The sequence below is a fragment of the Mesorhizobium sp. M0011 genome (assembly GCF_040324155.1).
In the GTDB taxonomy this organism is placed as follows: domain Bacteria; phylum Pseudomonadota; class Alphaproteobacteria; order Rhizobiales; family Rhizobiaceae; genus Mesorhizobium.
Map to the genome: position 1 here is coordinate 1 of NZ_JAMYVQ010000011.1, position 21108 is coordinate 21108.

Below are 21108 nucleotides of genomic sequence, written 5' to 3' on the forward strand. Positions count from 1 at the left end.
CAACCACAACACCCCCCCCCGCCCCCCCCCCGGCTAGACTCACCCCGCGCCTTTATTCCCCCCCCCCCCCACCCCCCCCAACAAACACACTATTTTCCGCGGGGGCCGCCCCCGGGCCCCCCCCCCGACAGATGTTCCGGATGTGTGGACCAACAGCTGACGTGCGGGTTCCGTCCTGAAGACCGGGCGACGCAGGTCGAGGGCCGGCTTGACGGCCCAGCGCAACCACGCGTCAAAAACTTTTTGCCATCAGCGAGCCGCGGAGCTCAGGCACCACGCCGCCGCAATTGGACACTCGAAAACCTTGGACAACCAAGGTGATGCAGACCAGCCACTCGTACCGGCTCAGGCGAACACCGCGCTCATCCCGCAAGACACGAGTCACATGAACGCTCCGGCAATCGCGAGGGAATCTCGCCTCGCTGGTCGCTACCCTTCCAAACATCACGGGTGTCATTCAAACGGACGAGGACAGGCACCTGGTGTCCCCCTAGCGTGCACTCGGGCGGCATGCGCTCAGAGGTGATGAAACCGGGCCATGGCAGCATGAGAGCCAATCGGCCATGTGCGCTTGGGAGAGGCAGATGAACCCGCACCTGGTCTGCGTAGGAGGCGAGGATCACGCCTTGAGAGTTCCCTTCCTCATCGCGCTGCGAGAGAAAGGCTTTCGCGTTACGGCGGTCTCGAGCGGTTCTCCCGTACCGTTTTTACGGCATGACATTTCGCATCACAGGTTCTCCTTCGACCGCTTTGCAAGCGGAGGCGGGGAATGGCGCACCCTCGGAACGATGCGCCGCTTGATGCAGGAGCTTCAGCCTGACATCATCCAGAGCTTCGACACCAAGCCAAATCTGTTAACGCCCCTTTCGGTACGGGGAACTGTTCCGGTCATTCGCACCATCAACGGACTGGGGTGGACGTTCTCATCGCTGGAGCCTCGAGCCCTGGCGTTGCGTCCGGTCTATTGCGCACTACAATGGCTTGCGTCTTCCTGGACGGCTGCGACCGTATTCCAAAATAGCGACGACCAACTGTTCTTCGAGCGCTTTCGGCTGATCGGTCGCGGAAGTTCGCGACTGATACGCAGTTCCGGAATCGATGTCGACGCGTTCGCAACGGTGCGCCATCTCGGGTCCTCAGCAACGAAGATGCGAAAGGACCTCGGCCTTCAGTCCGCCGAAGTGGTGATCTTCGTCGGCCGTTTGACGCGCCAGAAAGGCGTGGCGACCCTTCTCAATGCGATCCCTCGCATCCTGTCCGCAAGGCCCGCGGCACGGTTTGTGCTCGTCGGCCCACGAGAATCCGAAGGCTCATTCGCAATCGACAAGTCGGAGCTTGATCGGCATGCACCTCATGTGCTGGCCTTGGGTCCACGACGCGATGTCGCCGATCTCCTTGGCATGGCCGATGTATTCGCCTTTCCCACTCAGTATCGCGAGGGGGTTCCGCGTGTATTGCTCGAGGCGGGGCTGGCGGGACTGCCCATCGTGGCCTCAAGGATGCCAGGCTGCAGCGACGTCGTCGAAGACGGATGGAACGGCTACCTGGTTGCGCCGCATGATGCCGAAGCCCTCGCCTCGCGAACAATAGACTTGCTGTCCGACCGCGCGGCGGCCAAGGCGATGGGCGCCCGTTCTGTTGAACTTGTCCGGAGGCGATTTGCCCTGCCGCTGGTGGTCGACCAGTACTGCGACCTTTACGACAACACACTCCGCGCGGGGCACATGCGACCGCTCCCTGCCGTTGGGCTTGGAGGCGGCCTCGCAAATCACCGAGGCGGGGCACATCAATGATCCGGGACGCCTTGCTCGCCCTGGGGGTTGCTATGTCCTATGCGACGCAACTAGGCGTTCCGGGACTGCCGCTCGGCTATGGCGAATTGTTCATCGCGATCTGGATCGTGCTGGCGATTGGACGAATACTCGCTGGCGGTCGTCTCCAGCTCACACCCGCTTTTGTCCAACTGGCGAGCTTCTGGCTGCTCCTGTCGCTCGCTTTGGGGATCGGCACGATCGTCGGTTACCTGACCACCGTTCTTTATCTGACCGGGTTTGTACATGACGTTATGGCATATGTGTTGCTGGCAAGCTTTACGTGCCTGGCCGCGGCGGAGCCGGACGCCGATCGGCATCTGCGCCGCAGCGCATGGTGCGTGGTCGCGTTTGCCAATGGGGCCTTTGTGATACAGCTTGGCTTGGCTTATGGTGCGATCCACCAATCCGGCGTCGATCCCTGGTATTGGGACCGGTTCCGTGGCTGGTCAGAGAACCCGAACCAACTCGCGCTCTATTGCGCGCTCTTTGGCCCGCTGGCTTTGCATCTTGCCACGACCACGCGCAACCCATGGGCTCGTTTGCTTGCATTCTCATGCCTGCTCCTGACGTTCTATGTCGGCCGACTGACGAAGAGCGACACCTATCTCTATACCAGCATCCTGAGCTGCCTCATCTTCATCGGATTGCGGCTTCGTGCATGGATAGCAACGAGCGGCCGCGCCAGCATGCCCCGCCTGGCGGCAATTATGCTGTTGGCAGGCTCCTTCCCTCTAGCGCTTGCAATGACGCCGTACGCGCTCACCGAAGAGACCAGCGTCGCCAATTTTGCGAAGAGCCTTACCAAAGACGAAGGCGGGGAAGCGACCGTCGAAACGTTCGAACTCCGGCTTTATCTGTGGCAGGAGGCTGTGGAAAAAGGATTGAAATCCGGGTCCCTGGGACTGGGCCCTGGCCCCCACCTCGAGCGGCCTCCCGTGGCCGACCGTCAATTTCTACAGCGACCTTTCGAGGCGCATAACACCGTTCTCGACCTTTACCTGCAGGGCGGATTGCTTGCCGTGATGGCGTTGGTCTGGATCGTGGGCGCCGCCATGTCCTCCGCCTGGCGAGCGGGATTCGACGCCCTGCTGGTGCTCGGGGGATCGACGATAATCTTCAGCATGCCTCACCTGATCATCCGCCACCCGATCGTGTGGTTTTCGCTGGCTTTCTGCCTCGTTGCCGGAAATCCGACCGCACTTCGGCGACAGCTTGCTGAACCGAGGGTGGCCTAATGTGTGGGATCGCGGGAATTCTATTGGCTTCGGACGCTCTGGACATAAAGCCGCTTGGAGCGATCGGGCGGATGACTGCATCGCTGCGTCACCGGGGGCCGGATGGCGAGGGGCTCTGGATCGACCGCGAAGCTGGAATCGCACTGGGCCACAGGCGGTTGGCAATTGTCGACCTGTCAGCCGCCGGGCACCAGCCGATGCATTCCGCCAGCGGTCGGTACGTGATCACCTTCAACGGTGAGATATACAATTTTCGCGATTTGCGTAGCGAACTCGAGTGTGCGGGCCAAACCTTTCAAGGTGCTAGCGACACCGAAGTGATGCTCTGCGCAATCGAGCATTGGGGGCTTGAGGCCGCCCTCAATCGCTTTGCCGGTATGTTCGTCTTCGCATTGTGGGATCTCAAGACAAGAACCCTGCATCTGGCCCGCGACAGAATGGGCAAAAAGCCCCTCTATGTCGCATCGACCCGAGATGCGCTGGTTTTCGCCTCTGAGCTGAAGGCGATCAATTGCTTTCCGGGCTTTTCTCCCGAACTTGATCTTGATGCCGCCGCGGCAATGCTTTCGACGGGATGGGTGCCGGACCATCGCTGTATCTGGCGAAGCGTGTTCAAACTGCCGCCTGGTTCTGTCCTTTCCGTCACGGCGGCGAATTTTGCCGAAGACCGCAGCGCGGACCGTCTTTCCCGATGCGTTCACCGCTGGTGGTCGCTGGCTGCCGTCGCTGCCGATGGGCGACGGAATCCCGCCATCGGCACCGACGAAGATCTGGTTGACGAACTGGACAACCGGCTTCGGCTGGCTGTGCGGGAACGTATGATCGCCGACGTGCCTCTGGGCGGCTTCCTGTCGGGCGGGATCGACAGCTCAGCCGTGATCGCCTTGATGCAGGCCCAATCCTGCAAGCCGGTTCGCAGCTTCACGATCTCGTTCGGAGAGGGCGGCTTTGATGAAGCTCCATACGCAGCGGCCGTTGCCCGTCATCTGGGTACCGACCACTCCGAACTTCACCTCTCGCCAAGCGCCGCACGTGACGTCATTCCCGAGTTGCCCCAGGTCTGGGATGAACCCTTCGCCGATGAATCACAAATACCGTCCTTGCTCGTTGCCAGGCTCGCTCGTCAGCACGTCACCGTAGCGCTGTCGGGCGACGGTGGTGACGAATGCTTCGCAGGATACGGCCGCCACTTTATGGCGGAGCGGCTGAAACGGCACCTGCGCCTGCCCCGACAACTGCGCCGAACCTTGGCGGCAGGGGCAGGGTTTTTCGCACGCGCCGGACGTGACGATGCCGTTGGCAAACTGCCGCTCTCTGCGAGCGCGAGGCATTTTATCCGGAGCGACCGAATGGAACGCCTCGCCCGGCTGCTCACGGCATCGAACGAAGACGAATTGTTTCAGCGGCTGGCGCGGCCACAAGCTGAAAACCTTGGATATCAGCGGCCGACCGAACCAACCCACGGCTACGGCGGTCCGCCGCTTGACGACCTGCTCTCCCGTCTTCTGTACGATGACATGGCGGGCTACTTGCCTGGCGATATCTTGGTGAAGCTGGACCGTGCCACCATGGCCAACAGCCTTGAGGGTCGGTGTCCTCTGCTTGACCACCGCGTTGTCGAATTCTCCTGGCGGCTGCCATCCAACATGAAAGTTCGTGATGGCGCCGGCAAATGGATCCTTCGCCAATTGCTACGCCGCTATCTCCCGCAGCACCTGATCGAGCGTCCGAAACAAGGCTTCGATGTCCCTATCGCTGCATGGCTGCGGGGTCCGCTGCGCAACTGGGCCACCGATCTTCTCGCCGACATGCGAACCGAAAGCAGTGACGTATTGGACACCGCGAAGATCGACGCCTGCTGGCGCGATCACATTGATGGCCATAACCGCTCGCGCGAATTGTGGTCCGCGTTGATGTTCCAGGCCTGGCGGAGCAAGGCCAATCGGCAAGCACAGCAAACCGGCCCAACTCATGAACGCGACCTGGCAGGAGTGTAAGATGGTAGGTTCCGCAATCAGCCCGATCCAGCTGCCACGGGTCAATCAACTACCAGCACCGGTTCTCGAAGGCAGAGTGCCCGTGCGGTCATTGCGTGAGTATGTCGAGCCGCCCACCGCGTCGCGCCAACTCTTCGTGATTCTGGCAAGGAGAAAATGGTCTATTGTTGCCTTCGCTGTGTTGGGCGGCTTGTTGGCGGGGTTGCTGGGAAGCCTTCGACCAGTTCTCTACGAGTCAACAACCCAGCTTATCGTCGACGCCCCCTCGCGCGGTTCACTGCCCGTCGGCGCCCCGTCTTCGCAGGACCTCGTTGATTCAAGCATAGATGACCACATCACGATGTTATCGTCGCAAGATCACCTGCGCCGCGTCATGGCGGCACTGCGCAAGACAGGTGCGGCGGAAACCGGACAGGACAATTCCGCGAGCAGGAATTCCCGGCTTGAACCGTCTGCCACCCCTCCCCCAAGGACACGCTCACTTGCCGGCGGTCTACTGGACTGGCTGTGGCCAGGGGCGGACCAGGTAGCCAACGGTCCACAAGCCGAGGATGCCTCCGAGTTGAGAGCTTTGCGGCGAGGCATGCGGGTCGGGCAGGAGCTGCGATCGAGAGTAATCTCCGTCGCTTTTGCCGATGACAGCCCCGCGCGGGCGGCGCTCGTGGCCAACACATTCGCTCAGGTTTATGTCGACTCCCTAGCGAAGAAAAGGCAGGCATCCGACCAGCAAGAGCTCGATGCGATCACCGCCAGTTTGCCCGGGCTGCAAAATGATCTGCAGGCAGCGGCAGACCGCCTTGAGAAATATCGGCTGAGCCACGGAGCCATCGACCAAGGCTCGGCGGACAATGCAGCCAGGGAACGGGCCGACCTCAGCCAGCAATTGTCGATGTCAAAGGCGGACCTCGCCGCTGTGGAATCTCGGCTTCGATACGTCCAGGGGCTTCGAGAGCATGGGGCCTCTCTCACCGCCTTGGCCGAAGCTATTGGCGCGCCTGAACTTGCCGACCTTGCGGCTCGACAGGCTCTCGCGCCGGCAGACCAGGAACTCAGAGCCACGACGCAAAGCAAGATCGAACAAGGCGTCGACAAGATTGCTGCCGATGCAAACATTTTCCGTGCACAGATCGCCGCTCTTGAAAGCCGAAAGAACATCCTGGATGCGGTCATGGCCGACACCGCCAGCCGGCTTTCCGGTTTGCGGGCTCTCGAGCCGCAGGTCAGCCTGCTGACCCAGCGATATAACGAACTCCTTGGTCGACAACAGGATTTGACGCGGCGTATCGGAGTTCCCTCAGCTGGAATTTCCATCCTGTCCGCTGCTTGGCCGCCGACTATCCCGCAGACCTTGCCAGCCATCTTCCTTGTTCCCCCTGGGATGATCCTATTCGCCATTCTGGGGGCGATGTACGTCACGATGCGCAATCATTTCGACCGGACTTTCCGTGGCGAGGCCGAGGCAGAAGCGGTGCTCAAGGTTCCCTGTGTGGGGCAGATTCCCGAAGCAGGCGGAATGCATGCCAAACAACTGCGAAACCTCGTGCTGGGGGAGCGCAGGTCCGCATATAGCCGCGCCGTGACGTCGTTGCTGATTGCGGCGGCACCAAATGCGCTAAGGGCTCGTTCGTCGTACACGGCGCTTGTCACCTCCAGCGTGCCGCAGGATGGCGGGACCGAGCTCGCGTGGAGCCTGGCGCTCGCCGGCACGCGACTGGGCGGTCGAGTTCTGTTGGTCGATCTTGAACGCAAGGGCGTTCAGCTCACGCTCGAGTTCCTGCACCAGTTCAGCGAACGCAAGAACCGCCATTCCTTCGCTGACTATGTTTGCAATCGCTGCGACCTGGAAGGTGCCGTTGCCAGGCTGCATGAAATCGGGATCGACGTAATGACCGCCGCTCCGTCGGACGACCTGCTGGCGCTGCTATCATGCGAGGACGGAGGCAAAGTGATGGCGGATCTGCACGCGACCTATCGCATCGTGATCATAAACCTGCCGTCGGCGCTGGGGCAGCCGGAAGCCAAATTTCTGCCAGGATGGGCGGACGTGGTTCTTTTCGCCATCCGGTGGAGGAAAACGCCACGCACCCTCGCTCGCGGGGTGCTGGAACTCCTTCAGGGCAACGGTTCTCTTGCGATACCTGTTGGCAGTGTCCTCACGCGAGTGAATCTGAAAAAACATGCCGGATATCGGCTCGAGGACAGCGCTGACCTCTTGCGCGAGCAAATAGCATGACGGCCACAGGCTCGTCCTTGGGCTACGGACGATCCTGGGGCGGTTCATCCAGGGAGCGGCCAGGACGATTCACGGTGCAGCCTGTCAGCAGAGCGCGTCATTCAGGTGAATGATGGCAAGGTCCGGTGTGCATCGTAGGCTGCGGCAATCCCCGATATTTGCCTCCCTCGGAAGCGCGAACCGATGGCACCAAGCGACCTTCTGAGACCCAAGACGGTTCCTGCGGCAGGCACAGCCATCATCGTTGTTCGGCCGAGCCCGATCGGCTCGATCATTCGTGCAGCAAGCGGAGTGTCGGCAATGGCGATTGTCGGCCAGCTCACCCTTCTTGCCGCAATCCCGGTTTTGGCGCGGCTCTATTCGCCGGCCGATTTCGGCATCTTTACGATTTATCTGTCGATCGTGAACATACTCGCCGGGGTCGCGGCATTGCGCTTCGAGGCTTCGCTCTATGGGGTCAAGGGGAACGCGCAGGCCTATGTGACGGTCAAGCTTATTCTCTTGGCTGTGTTCGTGACGACCGTCCTGGCCTTTTCGGCCGGACAGATGCTGTCGAACCTTGCTCCCAATCGCCTCGGCTCGCTCGCCTGGCTCATTCCGATTGGAATGGGAGGCGCAGGTCTGGTCGAAGCCATGAACTGCTGGAGTCTGCGTGCCGGGCTTTTGCGCGATTTTGCTCTCGGGCGCCTGATCCTGCCGGCGAGCATGGCTGCACTGCAATTGGCTTTCGGCATCGCCGAACTCGGCGGTGAAGCGATGATCCATGCCCATATTTTAAGCCAGTTCGTCTTCATCGGGGTGATCGGCTATCGGGTGATGAGTTGGGAGGATTTGCGTGGCATCGCCTGGGCACCTTGGCGTGCGGTATTGGAAAAGGCTCGGCGGGAATACAAATTTCCTCTGTTCGATATTCCCGCAACGCTCGCGAGCATAGCAATCAACAATCTTCCAGCAGTCCTTGTCGGCGGGCTGTTCGGCACCGCATTTGCCGGATATTTGGGCGTGGCCGCGCGGCTGGTCACCGGTCCGGTGACGCTGATCGCCACACCGCTCAGCAATGTTTTTGTCGCCGAAGCAAACCGGAACAGCAATCGTGGACACCTGCTTGGTGTGGCGCGCGGGCTTCTCCTGCTGGCCGCCGCCTTTACCGCGGTGCCGATCTTGCTGCTCGGCCTCGCCGCGCCCTATGTGGTCGTTCCGCTTCTGGGCGAGCCTTGGATGCCCACTGCGGAAATCATGACCGCACTGGCGCTGATGGGCGCGGCACAGGCGTTGTCGACTCCGCTCAGCGACGTTCCCGCTCTGTTACGGCGGCAAGGAACAAGACTGGTCATCGACCTCGCACGGGCGGTTCTCGTGTTTGGCCCGCTGCTCGCCGGCGCCCAGGCGGGCTGGCAGCCAGTCACCGTCATCTATTTCATGGCCGCCGGCGGCGCGTCGGGTTTCGCTCTGAAAATGGCAGCATCACTGTATCTGTTGACCCACGACCCTCAACCAGCAGGCGCTGCAACGTGCATCCAACATGAATGTCTCGAGGAAAAAACACCATGAATTCGTCGTCGGTTGACAACCTTCAAGCGGCAGTTGCGGTCACCCAGCATGACCGGGCCGATCTCTCGTGGTCACGCCCTTTTATCTCGGTCGGGATACCAACCTTTCGTCGACCGGATACGATCCGCAGGGCGATCGACAGCGTCTTGGGCCAGGATTACTCCGATTGGGAGTTGGTCGTGAGCGACGACGAGGGGCCGGAGGGCGAGACCTGGGCTATCGTGACCGACTACGCACGGAGCGAACCTCGCATCCGCATCATCGAAAACAGTCGAGGTCGCGGTCAGGTGGAGAACACCAACAACGCTATGCTGGCTTGCTCCGGACGATGGATCAAGTTGCTGCATGACGATGACTGGCTTGCGCCAGGTGCACTCAGGACATTCGCCGAAATTGCCAAACAGTACCCCTCAGTCGCCTTCATGACGTCAGCCGCAAACATAATCGAGGACAAGCGAGTGCGATTTCGCCAAGTCCCCAAGCAGCAGGAACCGATCTCGCTTTATTCCAGCCAGCAGTGCCTGATGGACCTCTATCTGGTGCGCGCGACACGCTGCCTGGGGATTATTCCATCCACATTGTTGATCAACAGCGACGTCATTCGTGCCGGCTGCTTGATGCGCACGCACAAAGAGATTCCGGCCGGAGTGGATCAACTGTTCTTCGTGGATCTAGCCAGCCATGGGGACATGGTGGCGATAAGCGATCCGCTTACCTTTTACGATGCAACGAACCATCCAAGCATTACAACGTCAAAGAGTTTCCGCGAGGTCGACGAAGTGACCCTCGCCGTCAAACAGCTTAACTGGAATCTCATCAAGGACCGCAACCATCTCCCGCCTCCCGAGACATTGCTGCGGGCATTGCGGGTTGCTCGTATTCCCATGAGGTTCCACCAGCAGTCCTGGTTGACCACGTTCCTGGACGGGATTCAGATCTTCCGGCCTTCCGTCATGAAGGTGGCGGGCTGGCACGTGCTTAACCACGTGTTTGCAATCCGCCCAAGATTGGGCCGGGTGCGCACACGACGGCGGTAGGGTGAGGCTGGCGGACAAGCACGCCGGCAACAGATTGCGCGCGCACAAGCCTGTTGCGCGCGCGCATGGTACGGCCGTTACCTCACGGCAAGACGCATATGCGCCCAAGAAGAGCTACCAGTTCCGCCTGGCGCCGTGTTTCGGTCTTGGCGAAGAGCGACGCCAGCTGTGACCTTATCGTGGTCCGGCTCAAGCGCCGCTTGCGGGCTATCTCCAAAGGGGCATCGCCCTGCGCCAAGCGCAGCGCGAGTTGCGTTTCGGCACTCGTCAGACCAAACATTCTTTGCAGCGTCTGGGGATTTGGCCCGGACCTGTTTTCACGATCCAGCAGCGCCACGATACTCGTCGCGTCAGGCGTTGCTATGCCCTTCTCGTTCAAAATCAAGGGCCTGTCGCCCATACCGCGGATCACCACCCATGAAAGCGTGCCAGGAAGAAAATTCCCCGGCACGTTTGCGATCAGCCGCCTCAGAGCAACCGACACCTTGCCGGCCGTATCAGCTGCCTCGCCCTCGCGCTCCAAGGTGTTTTGAGCGGCTGAATTCCACTCCATGACCTTCCTGTCGCTGTTCAGGATCAGATAGCCACACCCGATGCGATCAAGCATTCTCACAACAGATGCAAGGCTGCTCTGCTTTGGCTCGACAGCCACGCCGTCGAACCTTTGTGGTGCTTCGTGCCAGGCGGAACTATGGCCACCCTGCGTTCTCAAGGCCGAGACGGGCTTTCCCCCGAAACTTCCATATTGGCGACCAAGAATTCCATCATCCTGCCTACCAACCAGTGCCATTTTCTTACCTCCCGCAAAACGGCAACGCCTCCCTGTCAGGAGGTGCCTTAAACATGTCAGTCAGGTCGCTTGGAGAGTTGCGGTCCGATCTGCCCCCGACATCGGACAAAATGCGCGCTACAATCCCGGGGAACAATCCTGCGGTCGGACTAGTCTGTACGCTTTTCGGTCTAATCTCGACGGACTAGTCAGAAGGTTATAGTCTGGCACATGCGTTTGCATTCGCTCAGTTTGCATCCGAACAGCTCAGGCAAGTTGCTAACCCACCTTGCCTCGATGTCGCTCCTGGTCGCAACACTTGCGGTCGAGACAGCGCTGCCCGCCTCCATGGCATACGACATCGGCTTTTTTGAGTTTGTTCCCACCATTATTGCCATCTCATATCTCGAAGATCGCCTGATTGCCCTTGCGGCAACGTTTGTGATGGTGGCCGTCGGCTTGTTGACGCGGGATATCCTGAGCAATCCAATTGACGTCGAGGTTTGGATTCGGGCCATTCTGCTTCTGGTTGCAGGGGGGATGATCGCCCTGACTTTCCACCGGCAGAGGCAGGACTACCGCACCCTTTTGCAGGTTGCCGAGGATAGACTCGTGGCCTTGGAGGCAACCGAAAACAGCTATCGCTGGGCATTCGAACGTGCCGCCATTGGCTTTGCCAATATGAGCGAGAATGGAGAATTGCAACGGTCCAACAAACGTCTTTGTGAGATGACAGGGTATGCCGAGGAGGAGCTTTCTAGTTTGCCAGTCAGGGCACTCATCCATCCTGACGACAACCACACTTTGGCGGAAGCGTTGACTCGCCTCAAAGACACGACTTCGTTCGGCTCGGAGATCCGTCTCCTGAGAAAGGACGGCACGGTTTTGTGGACAAGATTGGCGCTGTCCTTGGCCGTGCCAGCTGATGCTCTCCCTCAAAGCATCTTTGTAATGGTGGACGACATATCGGGAGAGCGAACCGCCCGCGAGGCACTCCGGGCTCAGAAGGAATGGTTGGACCTGGCGCTGTCGTCCAGCCGGTTGGGAACGTGGCGCATAGACCTCGAGAGCGGGTTGGTGAACGGCTCAGCAGCGTTCTGGGAAATGATGGGACTGGCACCCGCGCCGAGCCGTCCGCTGCAGGAACTGGCTGCGGTCGTTCATCCGGCCGACTTGCCTAATTTGACGGCCCCGGGAGAGCTTGCATCCGGCGCCAACTATGACGCGGAGATCCGCATCAGGCGAGCTGGCGGACACATCCGCTGGATTGCTCTTCGCGGACGGGACGAATTGCGCGATGGTCGTGCACAGCGAATAGGAGTCGCCGCGGATGTCACCGATCGGCGCATAACCATTCTGCTGCGGGCTGCGGCGAAGAAGCGAGAGCGGGCCATGCTTGAACAGCGCCATAGGCTCAACAATCTGTTTCCGGTGATCACGGCGCTTGTAAATATGGTCGGTGCCCCCGACAACGATATTGCCCGTTACAAGCAGACACTGATCGAAAAAATCGGCGCACTCCAGGCGACGCATCTGCTTCTTTCACGCGATGGCAGCCTGTCGGCTTCCCTCCGTGACCTCATTGCTCAGGAATTGCAGCCCTATATGGGGACGCACAACATTTCGATCAGTGGACCCGAAGTAAAAATGGCAGAGGGTTCGGCTGAGAGCTTCGCAATGATCGTTCACGAACTTACGACCAATTCCGTGAAGCATGGGGCTCTCGGCACTCCGGCAGGCCGGATCGAGGTCGTGTGGCAATTCGCAGCCCAAGAGCCCGGCGCCGACATAGTGTTCGAATGGTCGGAATCGGGAGAGCGCCGGGTCTCCACCTCGGCTCGGCGTGGCTTTGGGTCGTTGATTATTGGAGCTGACGGTGAACCTATCGTGGGCCACTCTTCCAAGCTTGAGATGCTGGATCACGGACTGAAATATTCGGTCCGGCTGCCGCCAAAAGCAATCGGCGCTAGTTGACGTCTCTGGCGGCCCATGTCTTCAGCAGAACCGCGGCTTCTGTCCGATTTCGTGCCCCAAGTTCGCGCAGGACGGCGGCGGCATGAATCTTCGTCGTCGCTTCTGCAATTTCAAGAGAGCGGGCAATCTCTTTGTTCGAGTAACCTTCGGCCATCAACCTGAGGACTTCCTTCTGTCTGGACGTAAGCCTGCCCAGATTGTTGACGCTGGTGGTCCTGTGGGGCATTTGCGTGGGAGCCACGGATGGAAGGCGTACCGACTCCTTGGGCCTTTGTGAAAGAAGTGCCGGAACGTAAATACGGCCGGCCAGGATTTCCTTCACCGCCAGGACCACCTCCTCGTCCGTTTGGGACTTTACGATATAGCCATGAAGTCCAATCGAGAGGGCAGTTAGAATCTCGGCGCGTGAATCGGTCCCTGAAACAATTGCAAACCGTGTGTCGGGATGAGCCGGTAAGACGTCGCGAAGATCGTCCTGGCCGGACAGTCCTGGCATGTTCAGGTCGATGACGGCGAGATCAACGGGCGCCTGATCTTCAAGCAGGCTTATGACGGTATCAAAACACGCCGCTTCGAATATTTCCAAGTCTGGAATGCCGGCCATCAATGCCAGTCGCAGCCCACGACGATACAAGCCGTGATCATCGGCGATGATAATACGATACATGAACCACCCACCTTTTGGCAGCCCGCATGTGTCCCTAGCTGCCGAACCCTCCCTTTGGATGGACTGTACGGTGACCCAACACAGATCAGCCGCCCGCTGATCCCCCGTATGTCGACGCTCGTCGCCGCCCATCCGCACATTTCAACCTGCTAATATAGCTTACAATCGCACACATTTCAGGGCCAGATAGCAAAGTGTTTTTTTCGTACGAACGGTAGCGATGCCCTTCCGAGAAGGTCGTTACCGGCGCCGGACATGCGCACAGCAGTTGCCAATCGAGCGGCTACAGCTCCCAGCTCTGATTGACCGCCCTGCCGCGCCCATGCCCTGCCGGCTGGAATATTGAAATCAAAACGCCGGGAAAGTGCCATTCAAATGCACGACGACGCCTTCTCGGGCGCCACTTACCATCGCTGCACCCGGAGAGGCGAAACCAACACTGGCGTACCTTCCGGCCGGTGGGCTGGACCCATCACACCGCGACAGTCGTATCAATAGGAGGACGAGATGAAAGCGGTCATTCAGTGCGGTGGAATGGGAACACGCCTTCGGCCTTTCACATCCATCTTGCCCAAGCCTCTCATGCCGATCGGTGCTCGACCGGTTCTTGAATTGCTTTTGAAGTGGCTGCGACGGAACGGCATTCAGGAAGTCTACGTAACGACCGGCTATCTGGGGCACTTGATCCGCACCGTATGCGGAGACGGATCACAGTGGAATCTAAGAATACGCTATACCCAGGAGCTGGAACCTCTCGGCACTATCGGCCCGCTCTCCCTGATCAGGGAGGAACTGGACGAGCCGTTCATTGTTCTCAATGGGGACGTACTTACCGATCTCAGTCTCAGCCGGTTTGTGGCATCACACCGGACTCACACGGATCCAGTCACCATAGCCACCGCTTCCCGCGTCATCAAGATGGACTTCGGCGTCATCGACGAGATCGACAATACTGTTAAAGTATTTCGTGAAAAACCGACGCTATCTCATCTGGTAAGCATGGGTATATATTGCATGAACCCAGATGTTTTCCGTTTTATACCTGACGGTATCGCCTTCGGATTCGACGACCTCATGCTGCAGATGATGCAAAACGGCACGAATGTGCACGTCTACAAACATGACGGGCTCTGGCTGGATATCGGACGCGTTGAAGATTTTCAAAACGCACAAACCATTGCCTGGGAAGAGCAGTCCGCATCGATCGAGGTCTCGGCAGCGGCCGCTTGAGGGCTGAACGCTCGGCCGCGCCAACATGAGGAGGTCGTAATGCTCTTGGTCAGCGCTCCTATTCTTGGCTTTCCGGAAAAGGCAGCCCTGGCCAAAGTTGTCGACAGTGGGTGGCTGACGATGGGGGATCAGGTGCGAGCCTTTGAAGAGGCCTTCGCAGCCGTGCATGATGCGGTCGATTGCGTCGCCGTCAGCTCTTGCACCGCCGCCCTGCATCTCATTCTCCATGCACTTGGGATCGGCCCTGGAGACGAAGTGCTGGTTCCCTCGCTGACCTTCGTGGCGACCGCGAATGCAGTGCTCTACGTAGGAGCAACACCGGTATTCGTCGACATAGAGTCGGCCGAAGTGCCACTGATGTCTCTAAGCGACGCGGAAGCCAAGTGCACCGGACGCACCAAGGCTGTCATTCTCGTCCATTTTGCCGGCTACCTCGCCGACCGGGAAGAATGGCAGAGATTTGCCCGTGTGCGAGGACTGCATATCGTCGAGGATGCCGCGCATGCTCCCGGCCTTAAGGAGGTGGGGACTTACGGTGCGGCCGCGGCCTTTAGCTTCTACGGCAACAAGAACATGACCACCGCGGAAGGCGGGGCCGTTATCGCCCGGGATGCACAGCTCCGTGAAGCGATCCGCCAGGCTCGCGGACATGGGATGACCAGTGGCACACATCAGCGGCTGAACAGCCGCACGCCGCAATACGACGTGACGATGCTCGGTTTCAATTATCGCATGGACGAATTGCGCGCCGCTATCGGCTTGGTCCAACTTCAGAACCTGCAGGAATGGAATGAAATCCGGCGCATATTGGTCGTCCTCTATCGGCGTCTGATCGCAGATTATTGCTCGGCTGTGACAGTCCCGTTCGGCAAACCGCGGACCTCGGCCTACCACATCATGCCTGTCCTCCTGCCACATGACGTCGACCGGCAAACGGTAATCGACCATCTGCGAACGAAGGGTATACAGACCACAATCCACTATACGCCCGTGCACCAGATGACGCTTTATCGCCAGATGTTCACTGAAATCCATCTGCCGAAGACCGAGGACTTCGCGCAGCGGGAATTGACGATTCCACTACACCCGCAAATTACGGCAAGTGCGATCGAGTCGGTGGTTGTTGCACTAGCCACCGCGATTGAAAGCAGCGGGCGTGCGGGAGCCGCGGCATGAACGCACTCGACGTGACGATGCATCGGCCCGCCGTAGCTGGCACCAGCCACGGAATTGCCAGACGCGCTATGGACATCATCCTCGCTGCAGCAGCGGGAATGGTACTCGCTCCACTGATGCTCCTGATTGCCGTTGCACTCTTTGTCGAAGGTGGTTGGCCAGTGTTTTTCGCACAGACGCGCCTGGGTGCCGGCGCAAAACCGTTTCGCATGTACAAGTTCCGCAAATTCAAGACAACTGCCGATCCTTTCGGCCTTGCGCTGACCATGAACGATGACAGCCGCATGACGCGGGTAGGCCGTTTTCTCGCGGCAACGAAACTTGATGAGCTGCCCCAACTGTGGAACGTTTTCACCGGGGACATGGCAATTGTCGGGCCGCGGCCGGAAAGCCTTGCCTTCGCCGATTGTTTCCGCGGCGGCAATGAAGCTGTCCTACAGTGGAAGCCTGGCCTGCTCGGCCCAACCCAGGTTCTCTTCCGTCACGAAGCCTGTTTTTACCCGCCCTCCCTTGATCCGCTCCTGTTTTATCGAGAGGTCCTGTTCCCGGCCAAGGCAACGATCGACCTCGCCTACTATCCGCGGCGCACGATTGCATCGGACCTCGTCTGGATAATGCGGGGCTTTAGGGCGGTTTTCGGCGTGTCCTTGCCTCCCGTGGCAAGTGGGTAGAGTTGGTAAGTGAGGAGTTTGGCATGAATGGATTGTTGTTCGTTCGCCAGTTTGACGGCTCACATGATCGAAGGAGTGCACGGTCGTGAACTATCACGGCAGGAAGGTCCTGGTCACGGGTGCGGATGGATTTATCGGATCCCACCTCACGGAAGCGCTGGTGCACGAAGGTGCCGATGTCACGGCACTGGCCCTCTACAACTCGTTCGACAGCCATGGCTGGTTGGATGATTTGCCCAACCACGTTCGAAGCCAGTTGCAATGCATTCGTGGGGACGTTCGCGACAGCGCATTCATCAACCGGATCGTGCGCGGCCAGGCGGTGGTGTTTCATCTGGCTGCGCTGATTGCGATTCCCTATTCCTACGCGGCTGCCCAATCCTATGTGGAGACCAATGTTCTGGGCACCGTGAATGTCCTCGAAGCGGCACGCCACTGGGAAACCGAGCGCATTGTGCATACGTCCACGAGCGAGGTTTATGGCACCGCACTGACCATGCCTATCCACGAATCCCACCCGTTGCAGGGACAATCCCCCTACTCTGCATCCAAGATCGGGGCGGACATGATGGCGGCGTCCTATGCCAGGTCCTTCGATGTGCCGGTGGTCATCCTGCGACCGTTCAATACATACGGGCCGCGCCAGAGCGAGCGGGCCATCGTGCCGACCATCATCAGGCAGGCTCTGGACGAGAACTGTCCGGCGATCATGGTCGGCGACACCAGCCCTATTCGCGACCTTACCTTTGTGGAAGACACTGCGGCGGCATTTGTGGCGGCAGGGGCGGCCGAGCTTGAATTTGGCCATGCCTACAATGCCGGCAGCCAGCGCGCCGTCAGTGTCTCGGACGTTTTGGAGTTGGTGCTCGAGTTGAGTGGCACCAGGAAACCGGTCCGTCGCGACGAAAGCCGGATGCGGCCGCAGAACTCCGAGGTTCGCGCGTTGCTCGCCGATTCCTCGAACCTTGAAAGTAAAGTCGGATGGCGGGCGCATACAAGCCTGCGTGACGGTCTGGAAAGAACCATCGAGTGGTGGCGCTCGCGCCTCAGCGAAGGCCGCGTCCGACGCGAAATGAGCTATATGACATGACTTTTCCGCGGCTCATACCGGCTGTGCTGCTGATGGCCGCTCTGCTGGCGCTGCACACAGCCGGAAACCGGCCGAGCGGTGCGGCAGGCACGGAGCCGGCAATGGATCTGCCCGCTTACCTGAAACCTGCAACCGATCCGGCGACAGGGATCAGCTTTACTCGGATCACCAAGCCCGGAGCTCTTGGCAGCGGAATTGTCTGCGGCAAAATATATTGCAGTCATCGGTACTCGAGCGCGCAAGCGTGGAATGCCGATCAGAGCCTCCTCGTCCTCATGAACGGCTGCAACGGCATGTGCTTCCTCGACGGGAAAAACTACGTTCCTTTGTTCCATCGCAACAAGCCGGGTGAGTGCGAATGGCACCCTCGAAACGCGGATCTGATGATTTGTGTCGATGATCAGAATATCTCGACCTGGGCGCCCCGCAGCAATCGTGAGGACATAGTTTTTGCCGCTGCGAAATATCGGGATCTTAAATTCGGCCCGTCCAAGGGAAATCCAAGTCGTGACGGCAGCCGCATTGCCGTACGCGCGACCCGCGATGATGGTACTGCCGTCGTCTTCGCATATGACCTCGATCGGCGTCTGAAATACCCGGATATCAATCTCGCCAAGGTTGGCGGAACGACAAGTTCCTGCACCATTTCTCCGCTTGGAGAAAACATCCTGTGTTTTCAAAACCGGGCAGACGGCACCGAGCAGCGAGCCATTTTCGCAATCGACGGCACCTTGCGCCAGACCTGGAAGGACCATCATCGGCCCGGCCATGGCGATATGACTCTCGACGCGGATGGTAGCGAAATTTACGTCGGAATCAGCAAATCCAGCCCCGACAAATATCAGGTGATCAAGCGTCGGCTGTCAGATGGAAAGGTCATGTCGCTCATGAAGTTCGGCGAGGCCGAGCATGCGTCGCTGCGTGCTTTGGACAGGCCCGAATGGGCATTCATGAGTTACGGGGGCAATCCCGAGGAGGTTCGAAGCCAGCCGGACTGGGCTCCATACTCGCGCGAGGTGATCGCGCTGCGTGTCGACGGCAGTCGAGAGGTCCGACGGATCGTGCAGACGCGGAACGCTCCGTTCGATTATTGGAGCGAGACACACGCCTCCCCGTCCCCCGATGGGTCGCAAGTGATCTGGTCGAGCAATTGGGGGGTGCCGGGCGGACCGGTCTACGAATTCGTCGCCCATCTCGATTGGCCGCAGCAGCCGGATCTGAAACAAGGGGAGATTGCCATCAATGGCCTTCATTAGCCGAATTTCCTTTGCAGCACTTGTCGGATGCCTGGCCTTGAGCAGCGCAACCGCGGCCGAAGCGCCGGCCGCCTACAAGCTCTCCCCCGGCGACACGGTGGAGATAGGAATTGCCTCCATAGCGGAACGAACGCAACGCGCGATTGTCCAGATGGATGGCTCGATCGCGCTGCCCGAGTTCGGGATGATCCCGGTTGGCGGGTTGACGCCGGCCGAATTGCAGACGCGCATGGAAGCGGTGCTGCCAACCAAGATCGTCCACCAGCGTCTGCCTGATGGACGGGAGCAAATGATCGTCATCAAGCCGAGCGACGTCACGGCCGTGATCGCGGAGTACCGGCCGATCTACGTCACTGGCGATGTGCTGACGCCAGGGCAGCAGGCTTACCGGCCACTCATGACAGTCCGGCAGGCGATTGCGGTCGCCGGCGGTTTCAGCCTTCTGCGGTCGCGGGCAAGCCAAAGCGGACCTGATCCCGTTGATCTGCGACGCGACTACGAGTCCATCTGGGGGGATTACATCAGGGACTACTTTCATGGCGCCCGTATCCGCGCCGAACTTCAGAACCAGGCAGAATTTGACATGCAGCCGCCGCAAGGTTCGCCCCTGTCGAATGCATTGATATCGGCGGTCGCGCAGGCGGAAGCGGAGGGTCTCAGAATTTCGCTGAACAATTTTCAACAGGAGCAAAGCTATCTCGACAAGACCGCCAAGGATGCCGAGGCTGAGGTCGAGGTTCTGCTCAAGCGCGAGCAGACGGAAGCGGCCGCGGTGAAACAGGATGAGGACGATCTGGCGCGGGTCACCAAATCGTTCGAATCGGGCAACCTGACCAACAGCAGGCTCGCCGACGTCAGACGTGCCGTGCTGATGTCGTCGAGCCGGGCGCTCGAGACGTCGGTCGAACTCATGAGAACGCGACGCCAGCAGGAAGACTTCGTCAGGCAGCAGGAACGCAATGAAAATCAACGAAGGATCGGCCTTCTGAACGAGTTGAGGGACACCGACCTTCGCCTCGCCGAGACCACTGCAAGGCTCCACGCAGCCAGCCAGAAGCTTCAGCCATCAGGGGCGTCCGCTCTTCCACTGCCGGTCGCCGGCGAAACCTTCCAGGCGCGGATCACAATAACCGGCGGGGCCGGCGACGCGTCGAGAAGTCGACCGGTCGACCAGGACACTGAGGTCGCGCCTGGAGACACGATCGAGGTGAGGTTCAGCAGCGACCTGCAGAGTGCGGCGATCCAGTAGCTACGCGGACGTGAACCTAGCCGGGAACGATGAGGCTGATGCCTCGCCTCACAGCATGAAGACATGGGCGACCTGAGAAATCGAGCATGGGAAAATCAAGAAAGCGGGTTTGTCGTGATTGGTGAAATAGATGTCGCCAGCGCCTACAGCACCGGCCGCACCGACTTCATGGGACTGAAGTTGGTTGTCGCGCCCGGCGTGCTCGTCCCTCGCCCGGAGACGGAATTGCTCGGCTGCACCGCCCTCAATGTGCTGCGTGAACTTAATCGGCCGGTCCCGCGTGTCGTCGACATGTGCTGCGGGGCAGGCAATCTCGCCTGCGCCATTGGATACAAGGTCCCCACCGCGCGCGTCTGGGCGAGCGATCTCACTGACAGCTGTGTAGAAACCACGTGCCGGAACGTCGCCCATCTTGGCCTAGCCGGACGCATTTCGGTGCTGCAGGGCGACCTGTTCAATTCCTTCTCGGGTCTGGAGCTCGAAGGCACGATCGATCTGGTCGTTTGCAACCCGCCTTACATCTCCGAGAAGCGGCTCGAAAACGACCGCGCGCATTTGATGGAACTTGAACCACGTGAGGCGTTCGCTGCCGGGCCCTACGGCCTGAGCATTCACATGCGGGTGATCAAGGAGGCGCGGCGCTATCTGCGGCAAGGTGGTATGCTGCTTTTCGAGGTCGGGCTTGGCCAGGACCGGCAGGTCATGAGTTTGGTTGAACGTTCCAAAGGCTACGAGAGCATTCGCACGGTTGCGAACAATGCTGGTGAAGCCAGGGTGGTTTGTGCACGAGCCAGAACGCCAGCGTGAGCCGCGCCATGGGTTTGCGCGCTCGGTTGGGAAGACGCCCTTATTACCATCGCCCGGCGATCAGTTTTCCTTGCTCACCACGTAACGTGCAATTCCCTGGATGGAATCGAAATTCTCAGGCAGAAGTTCACTGTCCTCGACAGTGATGCCGAATGTCTCCTCGACGAAGCCGATAACTTCAAGCACTCCAGTCGAGTCTATGATGCCCTGGTCGAGCAACGACGTTTCAACCTCCAGGGCACGCGGGTCGGCCACGTAGAAATTTGACGCCAGAAAGGCGCGTATCTGATCGCTGTAGGTGTCAATTCTGTTGTTCGTGCTCAGCATTGAATTGGCCTCCGATCCAAATGAT

Annotated in this window: 17 protein-coding genes; 14 read left to right on the forward strand and 3 right to left on the reverse strand. The window is 59.6% G+C overall.

The genetic code is table 11. From position 1 onward, the window contains the following. Positions 1 to 584 precede the first annotated feature (584 nt). The 6 genes from NKK51_RS14505 (at position 585) to NKK51_RS14530 (ending at position 9867) form a co-directional block, all read left to right on the forward strand. Positions 585 to 1793: a glycosyltransferase family 4 protein gene (locus tag NKK51_RS14505; protein WP_023808941.1), complete on the forward strand. Its 1209-nt coding sequence runs from the start codon at positions 585 to 587 to the stop codon at positions 1791 to 1793. Then, positions 1790 to 3049: an O-antigen ligase family protein gene (locus tag NKK51_RS14510; protein WP_352553509.1), complete on the forward strand. Its 1260-nt coding sequence runs from the start codon at positions 1790 to 1792 to the stop codon at positions 3047 to 3049. Before NKK51_RS14505 ends, NKK51_RS14510 begins: the two co-directional genes overlap by 4 nt. After that, positions 3049 to 5046: an asparagine synthase (glutamine-hydrolyzing) gene (gene asnB, locus NKK51_RS14515; protein WP_352553511.1), complete on the forward strand. Its 1998-nt coding sequence runs from the start codon at positions 3049 to 3051 to the stop codon at positions 5044 to 5046. The genes NKK51_RS14510 and asnB overlap by 1 nt, the downstream gene beginning before the upstream one ends. A gap of 1 nt (position 5047) precedes the next feature. Further along, positions 5048 to 7279 carry a GumC family protein gene (locus NKK51_RS14520; protein WP_023808944.1) on the forward strand — a complete coding sequence of 744 codons (2232 nt, stop codon included), beginning with the start codon at positions 5048 to 5050 and terminating at the stop codon, positions 7277 to 7279. A 300-nt stretch (positions 7280 to 7579) separates the two neighbouring features. Beyond that, positions 7580 to 8830: an oligosaccharide flippase family protein gene (locus NKK51_RS14525; RefSeq protein WP_245486033.1), complete on the forward strand. Its 1251-nt coding sequence runs from the start codon at positions 7580 to 7582 to the stop codon at positions 8828 to 8830. Next, on the forward strand, positions 8827 to 9867 hold the full coding sequence (locus NKK51_RS14530) for a glycosyltransferase family 2 protein (protein WP_023808946.1): 1041 nt from the start codon (positions 8827 to 8829) through the stop codon (positions 9865 to 9867). Before NKK51_RS14525 ends, NKK51_RS14530 begins: the two co-directional genes overlap by 4 nt. A gap of 82 nt (positions 9868 to 9949) precedes the next feature. On the opposite strand, the gene NKK51_RS14535 is transcribed toward NKK51_RS14530, so the two are convergent. Further along, positions 9950 to 10657, reverse strand: a complete 708-nt coding sequence (locus NKK51_RS14535) for a helix-turn-helix transcriptional regulator (protein ID WP_352553512.1) — start codon at positions 10655 to 10657, stop codon at positions 9950 to 9952. Between the two features lie 210 nt (positions 10658 to 10867). Between NKK51_RS14535 and NKK51_RS14540 the strand changes: the two genes are divergently transcribed. Next, positions 10868 to 12610, forward strand: a complete 1743-nt coding sequence (locus tag NKK51_RS14540) for a PAS domain S-box protein (RefSeq protein ID WP_352553514.1) — start codon at positions 10868 to 10870, stop codon at positions 12608 to 12610. On the opposite strand, the gene NKK51_RS14545 is transcribed toward NKK51_RS14540, so the two are convergent. Further along, a complete protein-coding gene (locus tag NKK51_RS14545; RefSeq protein ID WP_352553516.1) occupies positions 12603 to 13277 on the reverse strand; it encodes a LuxR C-terminal-related transcriptional regulator in 675 nt (224 codons plus the stop codon). The two genes, NKK51_RS14540 and NKK51_RS14545, sit on opposite strands and share 8 nt — an antisense overlap. A gap of 507 nt (positions 13278 to 13784) precedes the next feature. On the opposite strand from NKK51_RS14545, the gene NKK51_RS14550 reads away from it, so the two are divergent. The 7 genes from NKK51_RS14550 to NKK51_RS14580 all read left to right on the forward strand — a co-directional run bounded on the left by NKK51_RS14550 (position 13785) and on the right by NKK51_RS14580 (position 20756). Then, positions 13785 to 14507, forward strand: coding sequence for a nucleotidyltransferase family protein (locus NKK51_RS14550; RefSeq protein ID WP_023808950.1), 723 nt, complete (start codon positions 13785 to 13787; stop codon positions 14505 to 14507). 39 nt (positions 14508 to 14546) lie between these two features. After that, positions 14547 to 15683: a DegT/DnrJ/EryC1/StrS family aminotransferase gene (locus NKK51_RS14555; protein ID WP_352553518.1), complete on the forward strand. Its 1137-nt coding sequence runs from the start codon at positions 14547 to 14549 to the stop codon at positions 15681 to 15683. After that, on the forward strand, positions 15680 to 16354 hold the full coding sequence (locus tag NKK51_RS14560) for a sugar transferase (protein WP_352553519.1): 675 nt from the start codon (positions 15680 to 15682) through the stop codon (positions 16352 to 16354). The genes NKK51_RS14555 and NKK51_RS14560 overlap by 4 nt, the downstream gene beginning before the upstream one ends. A gap of 85 nt (positions 16355 to 16439) precedes the next feature. Beyond that, positions 16440 to 17444: an SDR family NAD(P)-dependent oxidoreductase gene (locus tag NKK51_RS14565; RefSeq protein WP_352553520.1), complete on the forward strand. Its 1005-nt coding sequence runs from the start codon at positions 16440 to 16442 to the stop codon at positions 17442 to 17444. Further along, the gene (locus NKK51_RS14570; protein WP_352553522.1) at positions 17441 to 18700 is read left to right on the forward strand and encodes a hypothetical protein; all 1260 of its coding nucleotides are present in this window, start codon (positions 17441 to 17443) and stop codon (positions 18698 to 18700) included. Before NKK51_RS14565 ends, NKK51_RS14570 begins: the two co-directional genes overlap by 4 nt. A gap of 37 nt (positions 18701 to 18737) precedes the next feature. Further along, on the forward strand, positions 18738 to 19949 hold the full coding sequence (locus NKK51_RS14575; protein WP_352553523.1) for a polysaccharide biosynthesis/export family protein: 1212 nt from the start codon (positions 18738 to 18740) through the stop codon (positions 19947 to 19949). Between the two features lie 63 nt (positions 19950 to 20012). Further along, complete coding sequence (locus NKK51_RS14580) at positions 20013 to 20756, forward strand: N5-glutamine methyltransferase family protein (RefSeq protein WP_050592622.1); 744 nt, start codon at positions 20013 to 20015, stop codon at positions 20754 to 20756. 60 nt (positions 20757 to 20816) lie between these two features. Here NKK51_RS14580 and NKK51_RS14585 read toward each other — a convergent pair whose 3' ends face one another. Further along, entirely contained in the window at positions 20817 to 21083 is a 267-nt protein-coding gene (locus tag NKK51_RS14585; RefSeq protein WP_013533122.1) for an acyl carrier protein, read from the reverse strand. Between the last annotated feature and the right edge of the window lie 25 nt (positions 21084 to 21108).